This is a genomic window from Amycolatopsis circi (assembly GCF_003385235.1).
GTDB lineage: Bacteria > Actinomycetota > Actinomycetes > Mycobacteriales > Pseudonocardiaceae > Amycolatopsis > Amycolatopsis circi.
Genome location: NZ_PQIA01000012.1, coordinates 93,835 through 111,149, shown reverse-complemented (window position 1 = coordinate 111,149; position 17,315 = coordinate 93,835). Strand labels below are relative to the sequence as shown.

The 17,315-nt window shown below is 66.4% G+C and carries 12 protein-coding genes and 3 tRNA genes; 7 read left to right on the top strand and 8 right to left on the bottom strand.

All coding sequences use genetic code 11. The features are described 5' to 3' along the window. Nucleotides 1–89 precede the first annotated feature (89 nt). Nucleotides 90–1,508, top strand: coding sequence for a pyridoxal phosphate-dependent decarboxylase family protein (locus D0D37_RS06480; protein WP_116199593.1), 1,419 nt, complete (start codon nt 90–92; stop codon nt 1,506–1,508). A gap of 427 nt (nt 1,509–1,935) precedes the next feature. Here D0D37_RS06480 and D0D37_RS06475 read toward each other — a convergent pair whose 3' ends face one another. Then, on the bottom strand, nt 1,936–3,870 hold the full coding sequence (locus D0D37_RS06475; RefSeq protein WP_116199592.1) for an APC family permease: 1,935 nt from the start codon (nt 3,868–3,870) through the stop codon (nt 1,936–1,938). A gap of 78 nt (nt 3,871–3,948) precedes the next feature. Between D0D37_RS06475 and D0D37_RS06470 the strand changes: the two genes are divergently transcribed. The 3 genes from D0D37_RS06470 to D0D37_RS06460 all read left to right on the top strand — a co-directional run bounded on the left by D0D37_RS06470 (nt 3,949) and on the right by D0D37_RS06460 (nt 8,417). Then, nucleotides 3,949–4,509 carry a hypothetical protein gene (locus D0D37_RS06470; RefSeq protein ID WP_116199591.1) on the top strand — a complete coding sequence of 187 codons (561 nt, stop codon included), beginning with the start codon at nt 3,949–3,951 and terminating at the stop codon, nt 4,507–4,509. A gap of 105 nt (nt 4,510–4,614) precedes the next feature. Further along, nucleotides 4,615–5,595, top strand: coding sequence for a rhomboid-like protein (locus tag D0D37_RS06465; RefSeq protein WP_244223411.1), 981 nt, complete (start codon nt 4,615–4,617; stop codon nt 5,593–5,595). A gap of 116 nt (nt 5,596–5,711) precedes the next feature. Then, a complete protein-coding gene (locus D0D37_RS06460; protein WP_116199589.1) occupies nt 5,712–8,417 on the top strand; it encodes a sensor domain-containing protein in 2,706 nt (901 codons plus the stop codon). A gap of 63 nt (nt 8,418–8,480) precedes the next feature. Here D0D37_RS06460 and D0D37_RS06455 read toward each other — a convergent pair whose 3' ends face one another. After that, nucleotides 8,481–9,281 (bottom strand): arylamine N-acetyltransferase family protein, encoded by an 801-nt coding sequence (locus D0D37_RS06455; protein ID WP_116199588.1) that lies wholly within the window; start codon nt 9,279–9,281, stop codon nt 8,481–8,483. 166 nt (nt 9,282–9,447) lie between these two features. On the opposite strand from D0D37_RS06455, the gene D0D37_RS06450 reads away from it, so the two are divergent. Then, nucleotides 9,448–10,281: a serine protease gene (locus tag D0D37_RS06450; protein WP_116199587.1), complete on the top strand. Its 834-nt coding sequence runs from the start codon at nt 9,448–9,450 to the stop codon at nt 10,279–10,281. Nucleotides 10,282–10,943: 662 nt separating this feature from the next. On the opposite strand, the gene D0D37_RS06445 is transcribed toward D0D37_RS06450, so the two are convergent. The 5 genes from D0D37_RS06445 to D0D37_RS06425 all read right to left on the bottom strand — a co-directional run bounded on the left by D0D37_RS06445 (nt 10,944) and on the right by D0D37_RS06425 (nt 13,904). After that, nucleotides 10,944–12,683 (bottom strand): glycoside hydrolase family 9 protein, encoded by a 1,740-nt coding sequence (locus D0D37_RS06445; protein WP_244223410.1) that lies wholly within the window; start codon nt 12,681–12,683, stop codon nt 10,944–10,946. 332 nt (nt 12,684–13,015) lie between these two features. Further along, nucleotides 13,016–13,089, bottom strand: a tRNA-Phe gene (locus tag D0D37_RS06440). A 31-nt stretch (nt 13,090–13,120) separates the two neighbouring features. Beyond that, nucleotides 13,121–13,194: transfer RNA gene (locus D0D37_RS06435), tRNA-Asp, on the bottom strand. Between the two features lie 14 nt (nt 13,195–13,208). Continuing rightward, a tRNA-Glu gene (locus D0D37_RS06430) sits at nt 13,209–13,281 on the bottom strand. Nucleotides 13,282–13,652: 371 nt separating this feature from the next. Then, nucleotides 13,653–13,904, bottom strand: coding sequence for a hypothetical protein (locus D0D37_RS06425; RefSeq protein WP_116199634.1), 252 nt, complete (start codon nt 13,902–13,904; stop codon nt 13,653–13,655). Between the two features lie 451 nt (nt 13,905–14,355). On the opposite strand from D0D37_RS06425, the gene D0D37_RS06420 reads away from it, so the two are divergent. Continuing rightward, nucleotides 14,356–14,775: a hypothetical protein gene (locus D0D37_RS06420; protein WP_116199585.1), complete on the top strand. Its 420-nt coding sequence runs from the start codon at nt 14,356–14,358 to the stop codon at nt 14,773–14,775. A 654-nt stretch (nt 14,776–15,429) separates the two neighbouring features. On the opposite strand, the gene D0D37_RS06415 is transcribed toward D0D37_RS06420, so the two are convergent. Then, nucleotides 15,430–15,633, bottom strand: a complete 204-nt coding sequence (locus D0D37_RS06415; RefSeq protein WP_003097368.1) for a cold-shock protein — start codon at nt 15,631–15,633, stop codon at nt 15,430–15,432. Between the two features lie 459 nt (nt 15,634–16,092). Between D0D37_RS06415 and D0D37_RS06410 the strand changes: the two genes are divergently transcribed. Beyond that, nucleotides 16,093–17,301, top strand: coding sequence for a L,D-transpeptidase (locus tag D0D37_RS06410; protein WP_116199584.1), 1,209 nt, complete (start codon nt 16,093–16,095; stop codon nt 17,299–17,301). The last annotated feature ends 14 nt before the right edge of the window (nt 17,302–17,315 follow it).

Below are 17,315 nucleotides of genomic sequence, written 5' to 3'. Positions count from 1 at the left end.
AAACGCCGACCACCGACTTTCCACCATTGCGCCGCCGATCCAGCGCATGACACCTTGTGCCGGAAAAGACCTTCGACAGAAGAGGTCGCATGGACGGCACTTCCCTCATTCTCAATGCCGCCGAACGCACGAGAGCGGCCGAACTTCTGGCCCGGTTCACCGAGAGCTACGAAAATTCACTCACTAGTCGCCCGATCGCCCCTGACTCGGACCGGGAAACCCTAGCCAAACTGCTAGCGGAACCGTTCCCCGAAGAAGGCCTTGGCGTAGAAGCATTCTTCGCCGACGTCGTAGACCGCATCGTGCCTTACACCACCACGATCGCGCACCCGCGCTTCCTCGCCTACGTACAAGGCCCGCCGAACGGCATCGGCGCCTACGCCGAAGCGATCGCCGCAGTACTGAACCAGAACTGCAACCTGTGGCAGATCTCCCCCGCTGCCAACGTGATCGAGCGCTCCGTCATGGACTGGCTGACGGCCCTCTTCGCCCTAGGCCCGTCCTCCGGAGGCATCCTCACCAACGGCGGTTCCGCAGCCACCCAAGACGCGATCACCGCCGCCATCGCCGACCGAAGACCAGACTTCCGCGAACGCGGCCTGCAAGGATCCCGTGCCCCGCTAGTCCTCTACACCTCGGACGAAGCGCACCGCAGCGTAGTCAAAGCCGCCACCCTGCTAGGAATCGGCTTGGCCAACGTCCGCACAATTCCCACCAACGAACATTTCCAACTGCGCGTCGACCTGCTAACCCAAACAATCGCCGAAGACCGCGCCGCCGGAAAAGAACCGTTCTGCGTCGTAGCCACCGCAGGCACAGTAACGACTGGTTCGATAGACCCAATCGACGCAATCGCCGACCTCTGCGCAAAAGAAGACCTCTGGCTGCACGTAGACGGCGCATACGGCGCCCTATTCGTCCTAGCCGATTCGACCCGCGACGCGCTGCTACCGTTGTCCCGGGCAGACTCCATCACCCTAGACCCGCACAAGCTGCTGTTCGCCCCGCTGGAAGCCGGAGCCCTGCTGGTCAAGGACATGACGAAACTACGCGCAGCCTTCGCCTTCTCCTCGACGTCGTCGTACCTCACCGCAATCGACGACGCCCACCTGCTCGACTACATGGACCACGGACCGCAACTTTCCCGCAGCTTCAAGGCATTGAAGGTCTGGGCCGCCCTGCGCACGTTCGGCGTAGGCACCTTCCGAACAGTCACCGAACGCTGCCTAACCCTAGCCACCAGACTCGGCTCGCACATCGCCGCAGCACCTGGCCTCGAACTGATGAACCCGGTGACGCTCACCGCAGTCTGCATCCGAATGCCCGGCCGCGACGCCGAAGCACACGCAGAACTCCTCACGAGACTGCACGAAGAAGGCACCGCAATGCTGGGCCCCGCAAGAGTTCGCGGCCACGCCTGCGTACGCGCCTGCATCACGAACCACCGCACCACCGCAGCCGACATCGACCTACTAGCCAACCGCCTAACCACCCTGGCGACACTCTGAGCCTTCCGTGAGGGGAACCTTCACGGACTCTGAGTCCCTCAGGGTTCCCCTCACGACCAGCCAACGTCCGTGAGGGGCCCCTTCACGGACCCAGATTCCCTCAAGGAGCCCTTCACGGACCACCTCCGCCCCGTCCCGCCGCGATGCACCCAACGCGGCATTGGTTGCGCCACATGCACCCACCGCCACATTGGGGCGCTAGCCCAACCCACCACCCAACCACAGCCAACGCACCCAACAATCGAGGCACCCACACCACCCCCGCACCCCGATACGAAGCCTTCCCTGCGGTCTTGGGGTGCTTGTCAAGGCATCTTTCCCGCCTTGACAAGCACCCCAAGACCGTCAGCACAATCAAGCTTCGGGGTGCCCCACGCAACCAACGTGCGCAATGTCGCCGCCAGGCGACGAGCCGAAACCAAGAACCTCACCCCACATGCACCAACGGCCTCAAATGCGGATCCGGCTCCGCCCGACGCAACACCTCCCGAGTAACCGGAGGCACATCCCCATCCCCAAAAAACAAATACCGAACCAAAAACTTAAACGGATTACCCTCCGTCCAAGCAAAGTAAATATGCGGCTGCACCCCAGTCTCATCCCGCAAATGCAACAAAACCGCAGCAATAGCATTAGCAATAGAAGGACTCTTCATCCGCAAAATCCGATACCCGGCCCGCTTCTCCCCGCGCACCCGCAACGTAGTCTCAAAATCCGAAGCATCAGAAATAGTAACCTCAAGAAAGAACAACGCACTGTCCCGAGGAATATGGTTATCCTCCCGAGCCTCCTGCTCCTTCTCCCGATACTCAGCCTCATCCCGAGCATCCGGCTCATTGGCAATAATCCGCACCGCCCCAGACCGCACCGCCTTGTCCACGATCCGCTGCGCAGCCGCGTCGAACTCAACCTTCTCGACCCGCAACTCCAACGACCGAGTAGCCCGAGAGATCAACGAGGTGACCACAATCGCCCCAATAAAGAACCCAGCGATCTTCACCCCCTCTGGCCGCTCCACAATATTGGCAATCGTCGTGTACAAGAACACCACAGTGATCGCCAGATACCCCCAGAAAGACCGCTGCTTAAGCCGCCGAGCAGACAACGTAACCGCAACCGAAGCCGACGAAATCAACACCAGCACCCCGGTCGCATACGCCCCGCCCTGGGCCTCCACATCAGCATCAAAGATCAACGTAATCACAAACGCGATCACCGCAACCACGATCACCAACGGCCGAGTAGCCCGCGCCCAATCCGGAGCCATCCCATACCGCGGCAAATACCGAGGCACGATATTCAACAACCCAGCCATCGCCGACGCGCCAGCAAACCACAGAATCGCAATAGTACTGGCATCATAAACAGTACCAAAACCATCCCCAAGATAACTATGCGCAAGATAAGCCAACGCCCGCCCGTTAGCCTTCCCTCCAGTCTGAAACTCCCGCTGCGGAATCAACACCGCAGTAGCAAAGCTGGAAGTAATCAAAAACGCACTCATGATCAACGCCGCGGTAAGCAGCAACCGCCGAGTGTTCCGAATCCGCCCAACCGGCTCCGCCTCCGTGTCCCCGCTCGCCCCACGGACCAGCGGCATCACCGAAACCCCGGTCTCAAACCCGGACAACCCCAGCGCAAGCTTCGGAAACACCACCAGCGCGACCCCGACCATCAGCCAAGGATTGGGATGCTCGCTGACCAACAAATTCTGCCAGTCGACAATCAACTGCGGCGCGCCAAACACATGCGCCAAAGCAACAACCACCACCACAACGTTCAACGCGAGATAAACCCCGACGAGAACCACCGCGACACCAATAGCCTCGGCAAACCCCTTGAGAAACACCGCCCCCAGCAACGCGATGAGCACCAACGTGATCCAAACCTGCCCACCATGCAGCGCAGCCGGAACAAACGGATTCTCAATAACGTGCGCAGTAGCATCAGCAGCAGACAACGTAACCGTGATGACGAAGTCAGTAGCAGCAAACCCAAGCAGCGCAAGCACTAACAGCTTGCCGCCCCACCGGGACAGCAGCTTCTCCAACATCGCGATCGACCCCTGGCCGTGCGGACTTTCCCGCGCCACCCGGCGGTAAATCGGCAGCGCGCCGGCGAGAGTCAGCACCACCAGCACCACAGTGGCCAGCGGCGACAACACTCCAGCAGCGAGCGCGGCGATCCCCGGCTGATATCCGAGCGTGGAGAAGTAGTCGACGCCGGTGAGACACATGACCTTCCACCACGGCTGTTCGGCCTTTTTGGTCTCCCGCTTGCCACCGGTCATCTGCTGGGCGCGCTTGTGCTCGCCTTCGAGGAGCCAGGCGCGCAGCTTTGTATTCGGCACGCGGCCGATCATGCCGGGTTCTCCCGCGCGGCGCGGTTCGCGCTCAGCGGACGCTCAGGGTTTCCCCGGCAAGCAGATCAGAGACAAATAATGTTCAGTACGCACGGCGGCTCGTGGCTGCTCGGCGACGACGGCTGGCTCGAACTCGACGGACCGGACGGGCTCGACGAGGACTGCGGCGGCGCGGTCGAACCAGTGGTTTCCGGCCGTTCGCTCGACGCCGGATGCGACGGAACAGAATCGGCCGGGTGGTCCGGGGTGCTGTGCTCGCCGAGCGGGTTGACGTTCACCTTGCTCGAAGGTGCGTCCCCGACGCCGACGGTGCCCCCTTCGGTTTCCTCGCCGGTGGGCGTCGGCGGATTGGTCTCGTCGACGCCGCCAGCGCCGCCGGTGCGGTCCGGCATCTCGATCACGCGCATCTCGCTGATCCGAGCGGCTCCGTCGCTCGCCGTGGTCCCGTACGAGACGAGCATCGCCGCCGCCCCGCAGCCGACGATCACCGCGAGCATCACCGAAACCATGCGCCACCTGGACCGCGACGGCGGCGGAATCCGTCGTTCGTGTCCTTCGCGCACCAACAGCTCGGCGACCGAAACCTCGTCGTTCACCAGCGAGACCTTTCACCAGGAGTGGCCTATTCCTACCGGATGAGCCCACTGAACGGGTGACAAAGGGTGAAACCTTCTACCCTGAGTGCTCACTCTAGCGGGTGTGAATCACAGCGCATTCACAGCTGCTCTTGGCCAAAATCCCAGCATGCCCAGCCACTCTGGACGCATGGCACCGCGCTCGCCGGATCCGGCACCCCGCCCGGCGCGCAGTGCTGCCACCACCGGAACTCCCCGGAAGTGGCGGTCCTTGACGTGGCTGCGCGGACCGGCTCCGGCCGTACCGGGCGCGGTTCCGCCAGCCGGGACCACCGACGTCCTCGAACCGGCCGGGACCCCGGCCACGACCCGGGCAGGCGGAACCCAGTTGGCCGACCTCATCGGATCCCCGCAGCCGACGGCGACGGCTGTGCTGCCGGACAACGATCCGCTCGACCTCGTCCAGCCCGCCCCCAGGCTTCCGTTCCTGGCCATCCCCGCGACCTGGCGGCCGAAGCGCGCCTGGCTCAGCCTCGTCCCCAGTCCGCGAGCCACGCCGTTCACCTTCGGCTACCTCGTTCTCCTGCTCGGCACCTCGCTGCTCATCCGGTTCGCGAGCCCCAAGCTCACCGACAAACTCCTCGCGGTCTCCAGCACCGACGCGCACAACATGGCGCGCCACCCCCTCACCGCGCTCCTGACCAGCGCGTTCTGGATCGCTGGCGGCGGCTGGCTGCCGTATGCGGTGATCTTCGCGATCGCGGTCGCCCCGTTCGAGCGGCGATTCGGCGGGCTGCGGACGGCCCTGGTCTTCTTCAGCGGACACGTGCTCGCCACGATCGCCACCGAACTGCCGGTCATGGCCTTGATCCACAGCGACGTCCTGCCGCATTCCGCGGGCCGCTGGCTCGACATCGGCGTCAGCTACGGCTTCCTCACCACCGCGGGCGTGCTCGTCGCGTTGCTGCGCGGGCGGGCCAAAATCGTCGGGATCGCGGCCCTTGAGCTATTCGTTATCGGCGTCTATGTGACTGACGATCCGGCCAGTCTCGCCTCCGTCGTGACAGTCCTCGGACATGCCTGTGCGGCCCACTTCGGCCTGCTCGTGTGGGGTCCGCGACTGCGCAGCGTGTCCCGCGTCGCCCGATAGCACCCGCCGCCGGGTCCAGACGAGTGATGCAAGCGGCTCCCCGTGCGGATATACACAGGCTTCACTCGGTGGTGTAATCGACGGGCCATACGCCGACAAGGGGGATCGGAAGCACCATGGAGGCTGACGCCCTGGCCGGTGAACCGGGTGGAATCACCCGGCGAGCCCAGCTCGCGGGCCTGCGGCCGGACGCCGGCGCGGGGGTCCTGTTCTCCCTGCATGCCTCCGAACCGGCGACCCTCACGTGGCTGCCCGGCCTCGACGCGGTACTCGGCCTCCCCGGCGCGACCGGCAAGGAGCTGTGCGACCGGCTCACCGAGCTGCTGCGCCCGCTCACCGCGAACCTCCGCCGCACCCCGCCCGGCCGCGATTTCGAACTCGAACAGCCACAGGACGGCGCCGACGGGACCCCTCGCCGCATCCGGGTGCGCGCGCGGACCGTCGGCGAACAGGACCACACGACCGGCCTGCTCGGCGTCGCTTCGGCGGTCGCGGAGGCCGCGCCGGAGAAGTCCGACCTCGCCGAGCTGTCGGACCGCTACCAGCTCCTGATGGAGCAGAGTCCGGACGCGATCTGCGTGCACTCGGGCGGCGTCGTCACCTACGCCAACCAGGCCGCGCTCGATCTGTTCGCGGCACGGGCGGCGCACGAGGTCGTCAGCCGCGAGTTCGGAGACTTCGTGGCCGCCGAATCCGCGCAGCTGCTTGAGGATCCCAGTGCGGAACCGCGGGAAGCGGTGCTGAAACGGTTGGACGGGAGCAAATTCGTGGCGGAAACCGTGTCGGTGCGAACCAGCGACTCGAACCCGCCGTCGTTCCAAGTGGTGATCCGCGACAGCACCGTCAAGCACGCCGCCGCGGCTGCGGTCCGCGCGCAGGAAGCGCTGGTCACGCACGTCAGCGACGCGATCGTCACGATCACCGCCGAAGGCATCGTCACCGGCTGGAACCCGGCCGCCGAGACCGTCTACGGCTGGCCCGCCTCGGAAGCGCTCGGCAGACGGGTGCACGAGGTACTCGGCATCGACCCGAACCCGGCCGCCATTCGCGACGGCGTCGCCGCGCAGACCCACCGCGGCCGGGACGGCTCGCCTCGGCAGGTCCGGGTGTCCGCGACCGAGACCGTCGACGGCTTCCTCCTGGTTTGCACCGACGAAACCGCACGTCGCCGCGTCGAACAGCACTACGCGACGGTCGTCGCCGCGCTCGACGAGGGCGTCCTGGTGATCGGACCGACCGGCCTGATCCAGTCGGCGAACCCGTCCGCCTGCCGCATCCTCGGCGTCCCCGAAGCGAAGCTGCTCGGCGTCCCGTGCACGACGCTCGTGCTGTTCGACGAGGACGGCAACAGGATTCCGGACGACGAGCTGCCGTCCATGCACACGCGCCGCACCGGCATCACGCACAACGGCCTGGTCGTGCGTCTGCGCCGCCCCGACGGCCGCGACATGTGGGTGTCGCTGACCTCGCGGTTGCTCGACTCGGACGACCCGAACGGCGTCTCGGTGGTCACGTCCTTCACCGACATCACCGAACGGCGCGCGATCAGCGCCCGGCTCGCGCACGAAGCCACCCACGACCCGTTGACCCGCCTCGCCAACCGCACCCTGGTGCTGGACCGCCTCGACCGCCGCGACGGTGCCGAGGCCGCCGCCGTGCTGTTCCTCGATCTGGACAAGTTCAAGCTGATCAACGATTCTCTCGGCCACCCGGTCGGCGACCAGGTCCTGCGCATCGCCGGCGAACGCCTGCGCCGCGCCACCGGTCCGGACGACGTGGTCGGCCGGTTGGGCGGCGACGAGTTCGTGGTCGTGACGTCCGCGACGACCGGCCAGGCGCAGGTCGGTGTGTTCGCCGCACACCTGCGTTCGGTGTTGGCCGAACCGGTTTCGGTGCACGGCAGGCAGCTGCACCTGGACGCGAGCATGGGCATCGTCCTCGTCGAACCGGCCGACCGCCGCAGCGCGGAGGATTTGCTGCGCGACGCGGATGTCGCGATGTACCAAGCGAAATCCCGCGGCCGCGGCCGATTCGAGTTCTTCGACGTCGCCCTGCGCGAACGCATGCAGCGCCGGCTGCGGATGGAACAGGACCTCCGCGACGCTGTCCACAGTGGACAACTCTGGCCCGCCTACCAGCCGGTGGTCGACCTGCGCACCGGTGAAATGGTCGGCGTCGAGGCGTTGCTGCGCTGGACCCACCCGAAACACGGCGCGATCTCGCCCGCGGAATTCATCCCGCTTGCCGAGGAAAGCGAACTGATCAACGTGCTGGGCAAGTACGTTTTGCGCGACACGACGCGTGAACTCGCCGCCCTGCGCACCGGGCGCGGCCTCGACCTCAGCCTGAAAGTCAACCTCTCCGTCCGGCAGTTGGACGACCCGCACCTGGTCCCCGCGGTCCGCGACGCACTCGCTACCACCGGCCTGCCGCCCGGCTCGTTGACGTTGGAAGTCACCGAAAGCGCCCTCATGCGCGATACGTCGGCGGCCGCGGAAGTGTTGGCCGCCTTGCGTTCTCTCGGTGTTTTGCTGGCCATCGACGACTTCGGCACGGGCTATTCTTCGCTGGCCCAGCTGCGTCGGCTGACGCTGGACACGCTCAAGATCGACCGCTCGTTCATCACCGGAATCGCCGACTCCCGCGACGCGGCCGCGATCGTCACGAGCATCATCGCGATGGCGCACGCGGTGGATCTGACGGTGGTCGCGGAAGGTGTCGAGACCGCGGAGGAACTGGCACTGCTGCGGGAACTTGGCTGTGACCAGGCGCAGGGGTATCACCTGGGGCGGCCGTTGGCTGCGGCGGAGTTGTTTCGGTAAGTGAGTGGCGCTGTCACTCGCTAGTGGACTTACTCGCCGCCGCAGCCGCTGTCACCCCAGCGTTCAGTAGGTCTCGAGCAGTGCCGCCAGCTCGTCCTCGGTGAGGAAGACGTCGAGGTCCTCCAGCGTCTTGCCGAGATCGACCGGTTCGATCGTGCGCTTCTCGACCGTGCCGTCCGGGTGGCTCTCCTCGTATTCGCGGCCGAGCAGGCGACGGAACCGTCCAGGTTCAAGCCGCATCACCACGGCCCGCCCGATGAACGGCGACTTCGGGTGCGTGGACGTGTAGTGGTGAAACACCTGGTAGTCCATGGGCCGGCTGTGCACCTGCGGGAGCACTTCGTGCAGGTCTTCCCAACCGTCGCCGTCCTGTTTCTGCAGCACCCACCAGCCGTCGCGCAAGGTCATCCGGTGCGGCCACCCGGCCTGGTCCACCTCGGCCCCGTCGATCAGCGGCATCGGCACCAGGATCCCGGCCCCGAATCCGACGTCCACCAGGAACTGTTGCCCCTCAACGGTAATCACCAGCGTCATGTGCGTGTACGGCCCGCTCTTGCGCGGTTGCACCCGCGCGACCGTCCGCTGCACCTCGTAACCCAACTGCTCGGCGACGGCCGCGAACAGCCCGGCCTGCTCGTAGCAGTACCCGCCGCGACGCCGTCCGACGAGCTTCTCGCTGACGACATCCAGTTCGATCCCGCGATGTCGGCCGATCACCACGTCGACATTCTCGAACGGGATCGTCTCGACGTGCGCCCGCGCCAACCGCCCCAGCGCCGCTACAGAGGGCTTCTCCCACCGCTGCCCCACGCGCGCGAGGTAGGCGTCGACGTCCGCTGCTTCGATGTTCCATTCCCCAGTCATGCCACCCAGTCTGCAACCTCCACCTAGCTCTAGGTCAAGCAGGTGGTTGGTCACCCACGGTCACAACGGTTGTGACTGGCACCACTCTCTGGTGTGATGTACCCCCGATGCCTACCAGTCAGTAGCACACGTCCGAGTGAGTGCTGGCCTTCTCGAAGGGAGCCCGATGAAGACCCCTCGACCACTGGCCCGGGCCAGTGCGGTGACGGCGCTGGCGACCGCCGCCGCGTTGCTGCCCGCGACCGCGTGGGCAGCGGCCCCGAACTGGGCCCCGGCGGACACCGCCGCCGTGCATCCTGGGGTGCAGACGCACACCAATGGGGCGCAATGCACCTCGAACTTCGTGTACAGCAACGGAACCGACGTGTTCCTCGGGCAGGCCGCGCACTGCTCGGGCACCGGCGGTTCGACCGAAACGAACGGCTGCTCCGCCGGTTCGCTCCCGATCGGCACCCCGGTCTCGATCACCGGGGCGAGCAAGCCGGGGACGCTCGTCTACAACTCGTGGCTGACCATGCAGTCCCGCCACGAAGCGGACGCGAACACCTGCCAGTACAACGATCTCGCGCTAGTGAAGGTCGACCCGGCGGACGTGTCCAAGGTGAACCCGAGCCTGCCGTTCTGGGGCGGGCCGACCGGGGTAAACACCAGCGGCACAAAGCAACTAGGCACCGTGCTCAGCTACGGCAACTCCGAGCTGCGCGGCGGAATCACCCAGCTGTCCCCCAAACAGGGCACCAGCCTAGGCGACACCGGAAGCGGCTGGAGCCACACGGTACTGACGGTGACCCCCGGCATCCCCGGCGACTCCGGCAGCGGCTTCCTCGACCGCGACGGCAACGCTCTCGGTGTGCTCAGCACGCTGAACCTGGCCCCGCAACCAGGCACGAACGGCGTCGGAGACCTGTCGCGAGAGTTGGCTTATGCGAGTGCTCACGGTGGGCTTGGGACCGTGCAGCTTGTCCCGGGGACGGCTAAGTTCCGCGGACCGCTGATCTAGCTGGCGACCACTCGGGAGGTGCCCGGCACGGCGCAGTTCGTGCCGGGCACGACCCGCGTCCTGCTGGGCTAGTGACCGCGAGCACGCACGGCGATCCCGGCGTCGGGCAGCCGTGTCGAGCGCGGCCAAGTTCCGCGGCCCGCGGAGTCTGCTTCCGCAAGCACCACAGCGACCCCGACACAGTGCAGCCCGTGTCAAGCAGGACAAGTTCCCGTGGTTCGCTGAGTTTGCGACCGCGAGCACGCACGGCGAACCCGGTCCTGTGCAGCCCGTGCCGAGCACAGCCAAGTTCCGTAGCTCGCGGAGTCTGCCTTCGCTAACACCCACGACGGACCCTGCACCATGCAGCCGCGCCGAGCACGACAATGTTCCGCAGCTCGCTGATTCTGCGTTCGCGAGCACCCACGGCAGGCTCGGCACGATGCCGCTTTCGCGGGGCGCGACCAAATCGGCCACGGTCGCCAGCGAGCGGTCCTGCGCGGCGGCGCTGAAGTCCGCCCCGGCCAGCCCGGCCCACTGATCTAGCCGTCCGAGGAGCGCTCCTTGCAAGGCTTCCCGCGAGGAGCACTTCACCGAGCGTTGCCCAGAGCAGTCGTCCTGCCCACTGCCGACCGGAGCGCCGCAGGCACCTACTCGACCGCCACCTGCGTCGAGCCCCTGGATCAGTCCCCTACCGCGACCGCATACAGGTACCACGTCGAGTGGGGCAGCCACTGTTCATCCCACCGCCAGTCGTCGTCCTTTCCGGTGACCACGTAGCCGCGATCCCATGCGATTCCGCTGCCGTCCTCGTTCAATCCGGTGATGCCGTTGACAATCCCGCCCGCCGTCGGCAGGAACTGCCACGACCCGAGCCAGCTGTACTGCGGGTTGTCGTGGCCGCTGCCGTCGAGCATGCAGACGCCGTACGGGTTGCTGCCGCAGATCCAGTTCAGCTGGTCAGCCGCGTACGACCGCAGCCGCGCGGCGAAGTCGCCGGAAAACCGTTGCGCGGCAAGGCGAGCGGCGGTCGCCAGCGACGCGATCCGCGCGTTCTCACCCTGCCACCACTGGTCTTTCACTCGCGGCGTGACGTTGTGCGGGAAGAAAAATGAGCTATACCTCTTACCCTCCCCATCTTGCACAAGATTCCGCGCATACCCAAACGGGTTAGGCACCTCGGCAGTCACCGCGAGTTCGAACTCCAGCGAGCGCCGCACTACCGCAAGCACCTCGGAAACCGTTGGTGCGTCGGCGATCTCGGCGTAGGCGAGCAGGCTGATCACCGGCAGACCGGCGTCCGAGGGATGGAAGTACGGCCGGTCGCCGTCGTCCGCGCGCCAGTAATCCCGATAGGATTTCCAGGAAACCAAGCGCCGCAACAAGTTACGTGTCCGGCGATCCGCCGCCTCGCGGTACACTGGCTTCTTGGTCACCTGATACAACTCGACCGCCGCCAGCAACGCACCGTAGTCGTCCTGGATGTTTTCCTTGCCGTCATTGGTCATCTCGACGTTGTGCTGCTCCAGGAAGCCGAACGCCGCCTCCGCCGTCGCCAGGTACTCCTCGTGCGGGTAGTCGCCCGAGGTATCCAGCGTCGTCGCAGCGGCCAGCGCGGCGATCGCGACTCCGCCGCCTTCGCGGTAGTTCACCTGGACGGGCTCGCCGTCGCTGTTCGCCAGGACGTAACGCAGCTTCGGATCCTTCGGCGGCCCAGGCTGGATAACCGAGGTGACGAACGTGCCGTCCGCGAGCTTCACCCGGCGCAGGTAGTCGGCACCGAACAGTGCTTCGTCGGCCAGCCAGGTTCGCAGTTGGGTGAAGTTGGTGTCGCTGCGCGCGGTAAGCCGCTGATACGCCTTGGCCAGCACCCAGGCGGTAAGCGGAATCTGGAGAGTGTTGAAGTAGCTGCGATCCGACAGCTGCGTGAAGTGCTTGCCGAAGTCGCCAGTCGCGTCGTACCAGCCGCCGTGTGCGTCCATGACCTGCGCACCCTTGGGGCCGATCGGCGCTTCGCGGTCCTGGCGATCGAACCGGTCCGAGCTGCGGGTGCCCTTGAAGTAGTGCACGACGTGGGAGAGCGTGTAGCGCTCAAGCACCAGCTGATCAATGCGGAACGGCTGCGACCGCCCGTCCGCGGCGAGCAAGACGTACTCGCCTTCGGTCTTCAGCGCGGAAAAGTCCGCGGTCCAGTAGTGCCGGTCGTCCCACCCCGGAACCTGCGCCGCCGGCCGCGGGCTCCCAGTGAAGGCGACCTTCCCGGTGGCGAAGTCCACGACGGTGAACCTCGGCATAGCCCTCGGCGAACCGACCGCGAGCACCGCCCGCTTGGGCGCGCCGGGCGCGTAACCGACGTTGTTCGCGTAAACCGCCACCCCGGACTGCGCTTCGACGGCCTCGGCCTCAGCTCCGAACGGAGTCATCGCTCCCACTGCCCCGACCGCCACCGCCGCCGACCCGGCAAGAAAACTGCGACGCCCCACATCTCCCGGCATTCTCGACCTCCAGTGGTCCAGACCTCTGAGATGTTATTGAGGCTAGGTAGCGATCCGGAGGTTTGGCAAGACTGCTTCCGAATGGCTGCTCCCGGCACATTCAGGCCAGAGAAGTCCGCTCGGTGAAGCCGCGAGCCTGCCGGCAGCGATACGGCAGGAGAACACCGCGCGGCAACCGGAGAGGCACCGCCAAGGCGGCCCGAGAAACGAAACAGCCCCCACCCGAACCGGGTGGGGGCTGTTTCGCAGGTAGATGGCTGTGGCCAGGGCCGGGGTCGAACCGGCGACCTTCCGCTTTTCAGGCGGACGCTCGTACCAACTGAGCTACCTGGCCGGGAACGCCGGCTAGGAGCCGAACGATCTTGCGACCCTGACGGGACTCGAACCCGCGACCTTCGCCGTGACAGGGCGACGCGCTAACCAACTGCGCCACAGGGCCTTACTGGTACTGCGTACTCCCAACGGGATTCGAACCCGCGTTGCCGCCTTGAAAGGGCGGAGTCCTAGGCCACTGAACGATGGGAGCCCGATCGGTTTCGGTGTACCGACCGACCGCGCTCTCAGGTGTTCCCCTGGGAGCGATTACAAGCATAGGGCACGTTCCGGGGGCTTTGCACCGGGGGTTCCTTAAGCAGTCCGCGAGCCTCCGACCTGCGACGACGTCCGAGCCGACAGCTTGGCCGCACCGCTCGGCACCGATCAGCCTGCCCGAAGCCGCTCCAGACAATCAGTGTGTGCCACGCCACGCCACTCTACGCCGGAGACGGTCTCGCCCGACCGAAATCCAGGCCCGCGCTTCCCTGCCACCGAGGCGCGAGTTCACGCCAAGGGCGGCCCAACGGACCCGCAGCAGCCGCCAAGGCCAACCACGCCGCGACGCACCAGCGACGGAACGGGTCAGCGCTGCACTGGCGCCTCGCCGTCGTCGCCCGGACTCAGCCCGAGCATCTCCAGCAGCTGCGCGCAGTCCTCCACGTCCAGCGCGCCGGCCGCGACGGCGAGCCGGGCTCGGCGGACCTGGTCGTCGGAGACCCGTTGCCCTTCCGATGACCCGCGCTGCGCCGGCACTCCGCCGGACAGTGACGTGCTTCCCCCGTCGGCACCTTCGTACCGAAGGAGGAACTGACGAACTTCGACCGATCCGCTCATGGCCCCTCCGCGCGGTTCGCAACAACTGGCCGCGAGGCTAACCAGCGGCGAGCGGCACCGGCAGCCCCCCGGAGAGTGAACCTGAGAACACTCTCCGCAGCTTCCCTGGTAAAGCATTCCAAGATCGCGCAGAACGATTTCTCCCGGCTTCCCCTCGCCGATCCCCGGAACTCGTGCAACAATCGGTGTTGCTGACACACCCCCGGTCAGCGCCTGTGGAGATCCCCTCCGACCCCCGCGTTCCTCCCCCTGGCGCGGGGGTCTCTCCATTTCTGCGCACCGGCACTGACCTGCGGATCTACTCTCCGTACCCCTGATCAACAGACAGTCGCGAAATGCGTTTACCGACTGGGCTGAACAGGTGATCGAATTGGGCTGGCCGGGCACAGAAATGCGTGTGTCGTGGCTCACAGTGGTTTGTTTGCCGAGACCCAACCGTTATCGTGGCCGAGTGCCTCTTCCCTCCCTCGGCCGCCTCAGCAGCCGCACGAATCTCAAAGCCGTCTCGAGCGGGCGGCATCGCAATGCCGCCAAGGCCGCCGGCGACGAAGTCGTCGAGGACAAGGAGCTCACCAGCTACCTCGCCGCGCTCGCCCCGGACTCCGACCCGGAGAGCACCGGGACCGGCAGCCGCTTCGGCGACGCGCAGGTCTACCAGCTGCGCATGAACCTCATCGCCAGCCAGCAGCTCAAGGACATCGCCGTCGCCCGGAACCTGACCCCGCAGGCCCTGGCGCAGGAATGGATCCTGGAGCGCCTCTCGTGGGAGGGCCAGGCCGCCTCCGCCCAGGAGCGCCGCCACTCCGACGCGATGACCGACGAGTTCCACTTCCCGGCGGAGACCTTCGAAGAGCCCCTCGTCGGACGCTGATCCGCCCCCTGAACGAAAACCCCCGGCTTCCCCCGACGGCCGGGGGTTTTCCCTTGTCCGGGTCGCCGGGCAGGCGGGGTCCCGATAAGTGGGACGCTCCCGAGTTCGCTTGCCGCGCGGACCGGGCCGGGGCGAGAAACGGACGGCTCGGCTGATAGTTCACCGCGGGCGGACGAGGTACGGCACGCACCGCAGCACAGCACGGCCTGGATGCGATGAGCCACGCACGCGACCGGCTCCGGCCCTCAGCCCAGCCGCTGACCGTCCACGCCCGGCCATCAACAACGGCGAGCGCCACTCGATCGAGTCAGATCGACCGCACCCACTCCGAGTCGGGCAACCAACCGATCCGGCGTCGCCCATCCGTGCCCGGCCCCGCCGAAACCCGCCCGCCTCGCACCGCCGAACCAAGCCTTCGGCCGCGCGTCCCGAATCGCGGCAGACCGGCCGACCGCCGATCCCGATCAAGCCGCGGCGCATCCGCCAGGGCCGGACTCAAGCCGCCGAGCCGCCACCCCAACAACCGATCCGGATCAACCGCGGTAACCGTCGCTCCAAACATTCCCCACAACGGAACCCGCAATGAAAAAAGGCCCCGACGGGAAATCCCGTCGGGGCCCTTCTTTCAGGCCTGAGAAAACGCGCGGGCCTGACTCAGATCGCGCGGACCTTCTGGGCCTGCGGGCCCTTCTGCCCCTGGCCGACCTCGAACTCCACTCGCTGGTTCTCCTCGAGGGTGCGGAAGCCGCGTCCCTCGATCTCCGAGTAGTGCACGAAAACGTCGCCTTCGCCGCCGTCCTGCGCGATGAAGCCGAAGCCCTTCTCCGCGTTGAACCACTTCACAGTGCCTTGCGCCACCGCTGTACTCCTCGTAACAGATCCGCTTCGAATGCCGCCGAAGCGGCACCCCGGCCGTCCCGGGCGGTTCCAACGAGACGAGCGAAGAGCTATTACGGCCCCACGGCTCGCGTCAGAAGTTCCGCGAGTGTGAAGCCACGAACACGCAAAACGACGGCCTGGTCAGCAGCCTACCGGGATCTCACCAAATCTGAACCCCGTTGATCGCAAGGATCGGTTCCATCGTGCGCGCATCACCGGAACGTCGTATTGCCGCCTACGCACCGCAATCGGACCCCGCGGCCGCTCTGATCCGGTACACCCAGCGCAGTTCGGGGATGCACAGTGCGCGGTCGATCGAGCCGTTTCCGTGATGGTCACTCGGTGCAGTGTGATGCTGGTCACCCCTGATCCAGTGAACGCGACGGCCGGTCGGGACGTCTTGGTGTTCGGGGTACCAAGGGGAGATTGGGGATCGGTGTGACAATCCGACACTTCGCACGCCGCCGGGCCGGCGTCGCGGTGCTGGGCTTGGTCGCCGCGCTCACGCTCGGGGCGTGCAGCGGCGGCGGGTCGAGCGTGAACGCGGGCGGGACCGCGGGCGGCGGGCCTACCGAGGCGCCGGCCACGCCCGCTAAAGCGGCGGCCGTGGCGATCACGCCGGCATCCGGGGCGGGCGACGTGGCGCCGGGCGAACCGGCGAAGGTGACCGTCGCCAACGGCACCATCGGAGCGGTCACGCTCACCAACGCCGACGGCAAACAGGTGCAGGGGCAGCCGTCTCCGGACAAGAAGAGCTGGGCCAGCACCGAAGACCTCGGCTACGGCAAGACCTACACCTGGTCGGGGCAGGCCACCGGCGAGGACGGCAAGCAGGTCCAGATCAACGGCTCGTTCACCACGGTCAAGCCGCGCAGGCAGATGCAGGGCAGCCTGAACGTCGGCGACGGGCAGACCTACGGCATCGCGATGCCGATCACGCTCACGTTCCCGAGCGCGGTCAAGGACAAGGCCTCCGTCGAGCGCGCGCTGTCGGTGGAAACCACGCCGAAGACCGAGGGCGCGTGGGCGTGGCTCAACGGCGACACTTCGGTGCACTGGCGGCCGAAGGAGTACTTCAAGCCGAACACGAAGGTCGTCGTCTCGGCCAACATCTACGGCGTTTCGATGGGCGACGGCGTCTACGGCAAGCAGGACGTCTCCGCGAGCTTCACCATCGGCCGCTCGCAGATCGTCAAGGGCAACACCCAGGAACACACCATGCAGGTCATCCGCGACGGCCAGCAGGTCATGGACTTCCCGGTGAGCTACGGCCTCGACTCCGACCCGGGCCGGGTCACGCACAGCGGCACGCACGTCGTGATGTCGAAGCACGCGACGTACTCGATGAGCAACCCGCGCTACAACTACACCGACGTGAACGTGCCGTGGGCGGTCCGGATCTCCAACAACGGCGAGTTCATCCACGGTCTCGCCGGGTCGATCTGGGCGCAGGGCAAGAAGAACATCTCGCACGGCTGCCTCAACCTGTCGCCGGCGAACGCGAAGATCTACTACGACAGCGTCCTTCCCGGCGACCCGGTGGAGATCTCCGGCAGCACCCAGCAGCTGGGTCCGAAGGACGGCGACTACAACGACTGGACCTACGACTGGGCGTCGTGGACCAAGCTGTCGGCGCTGTCCGCCTGAACGAGCAGCACCGC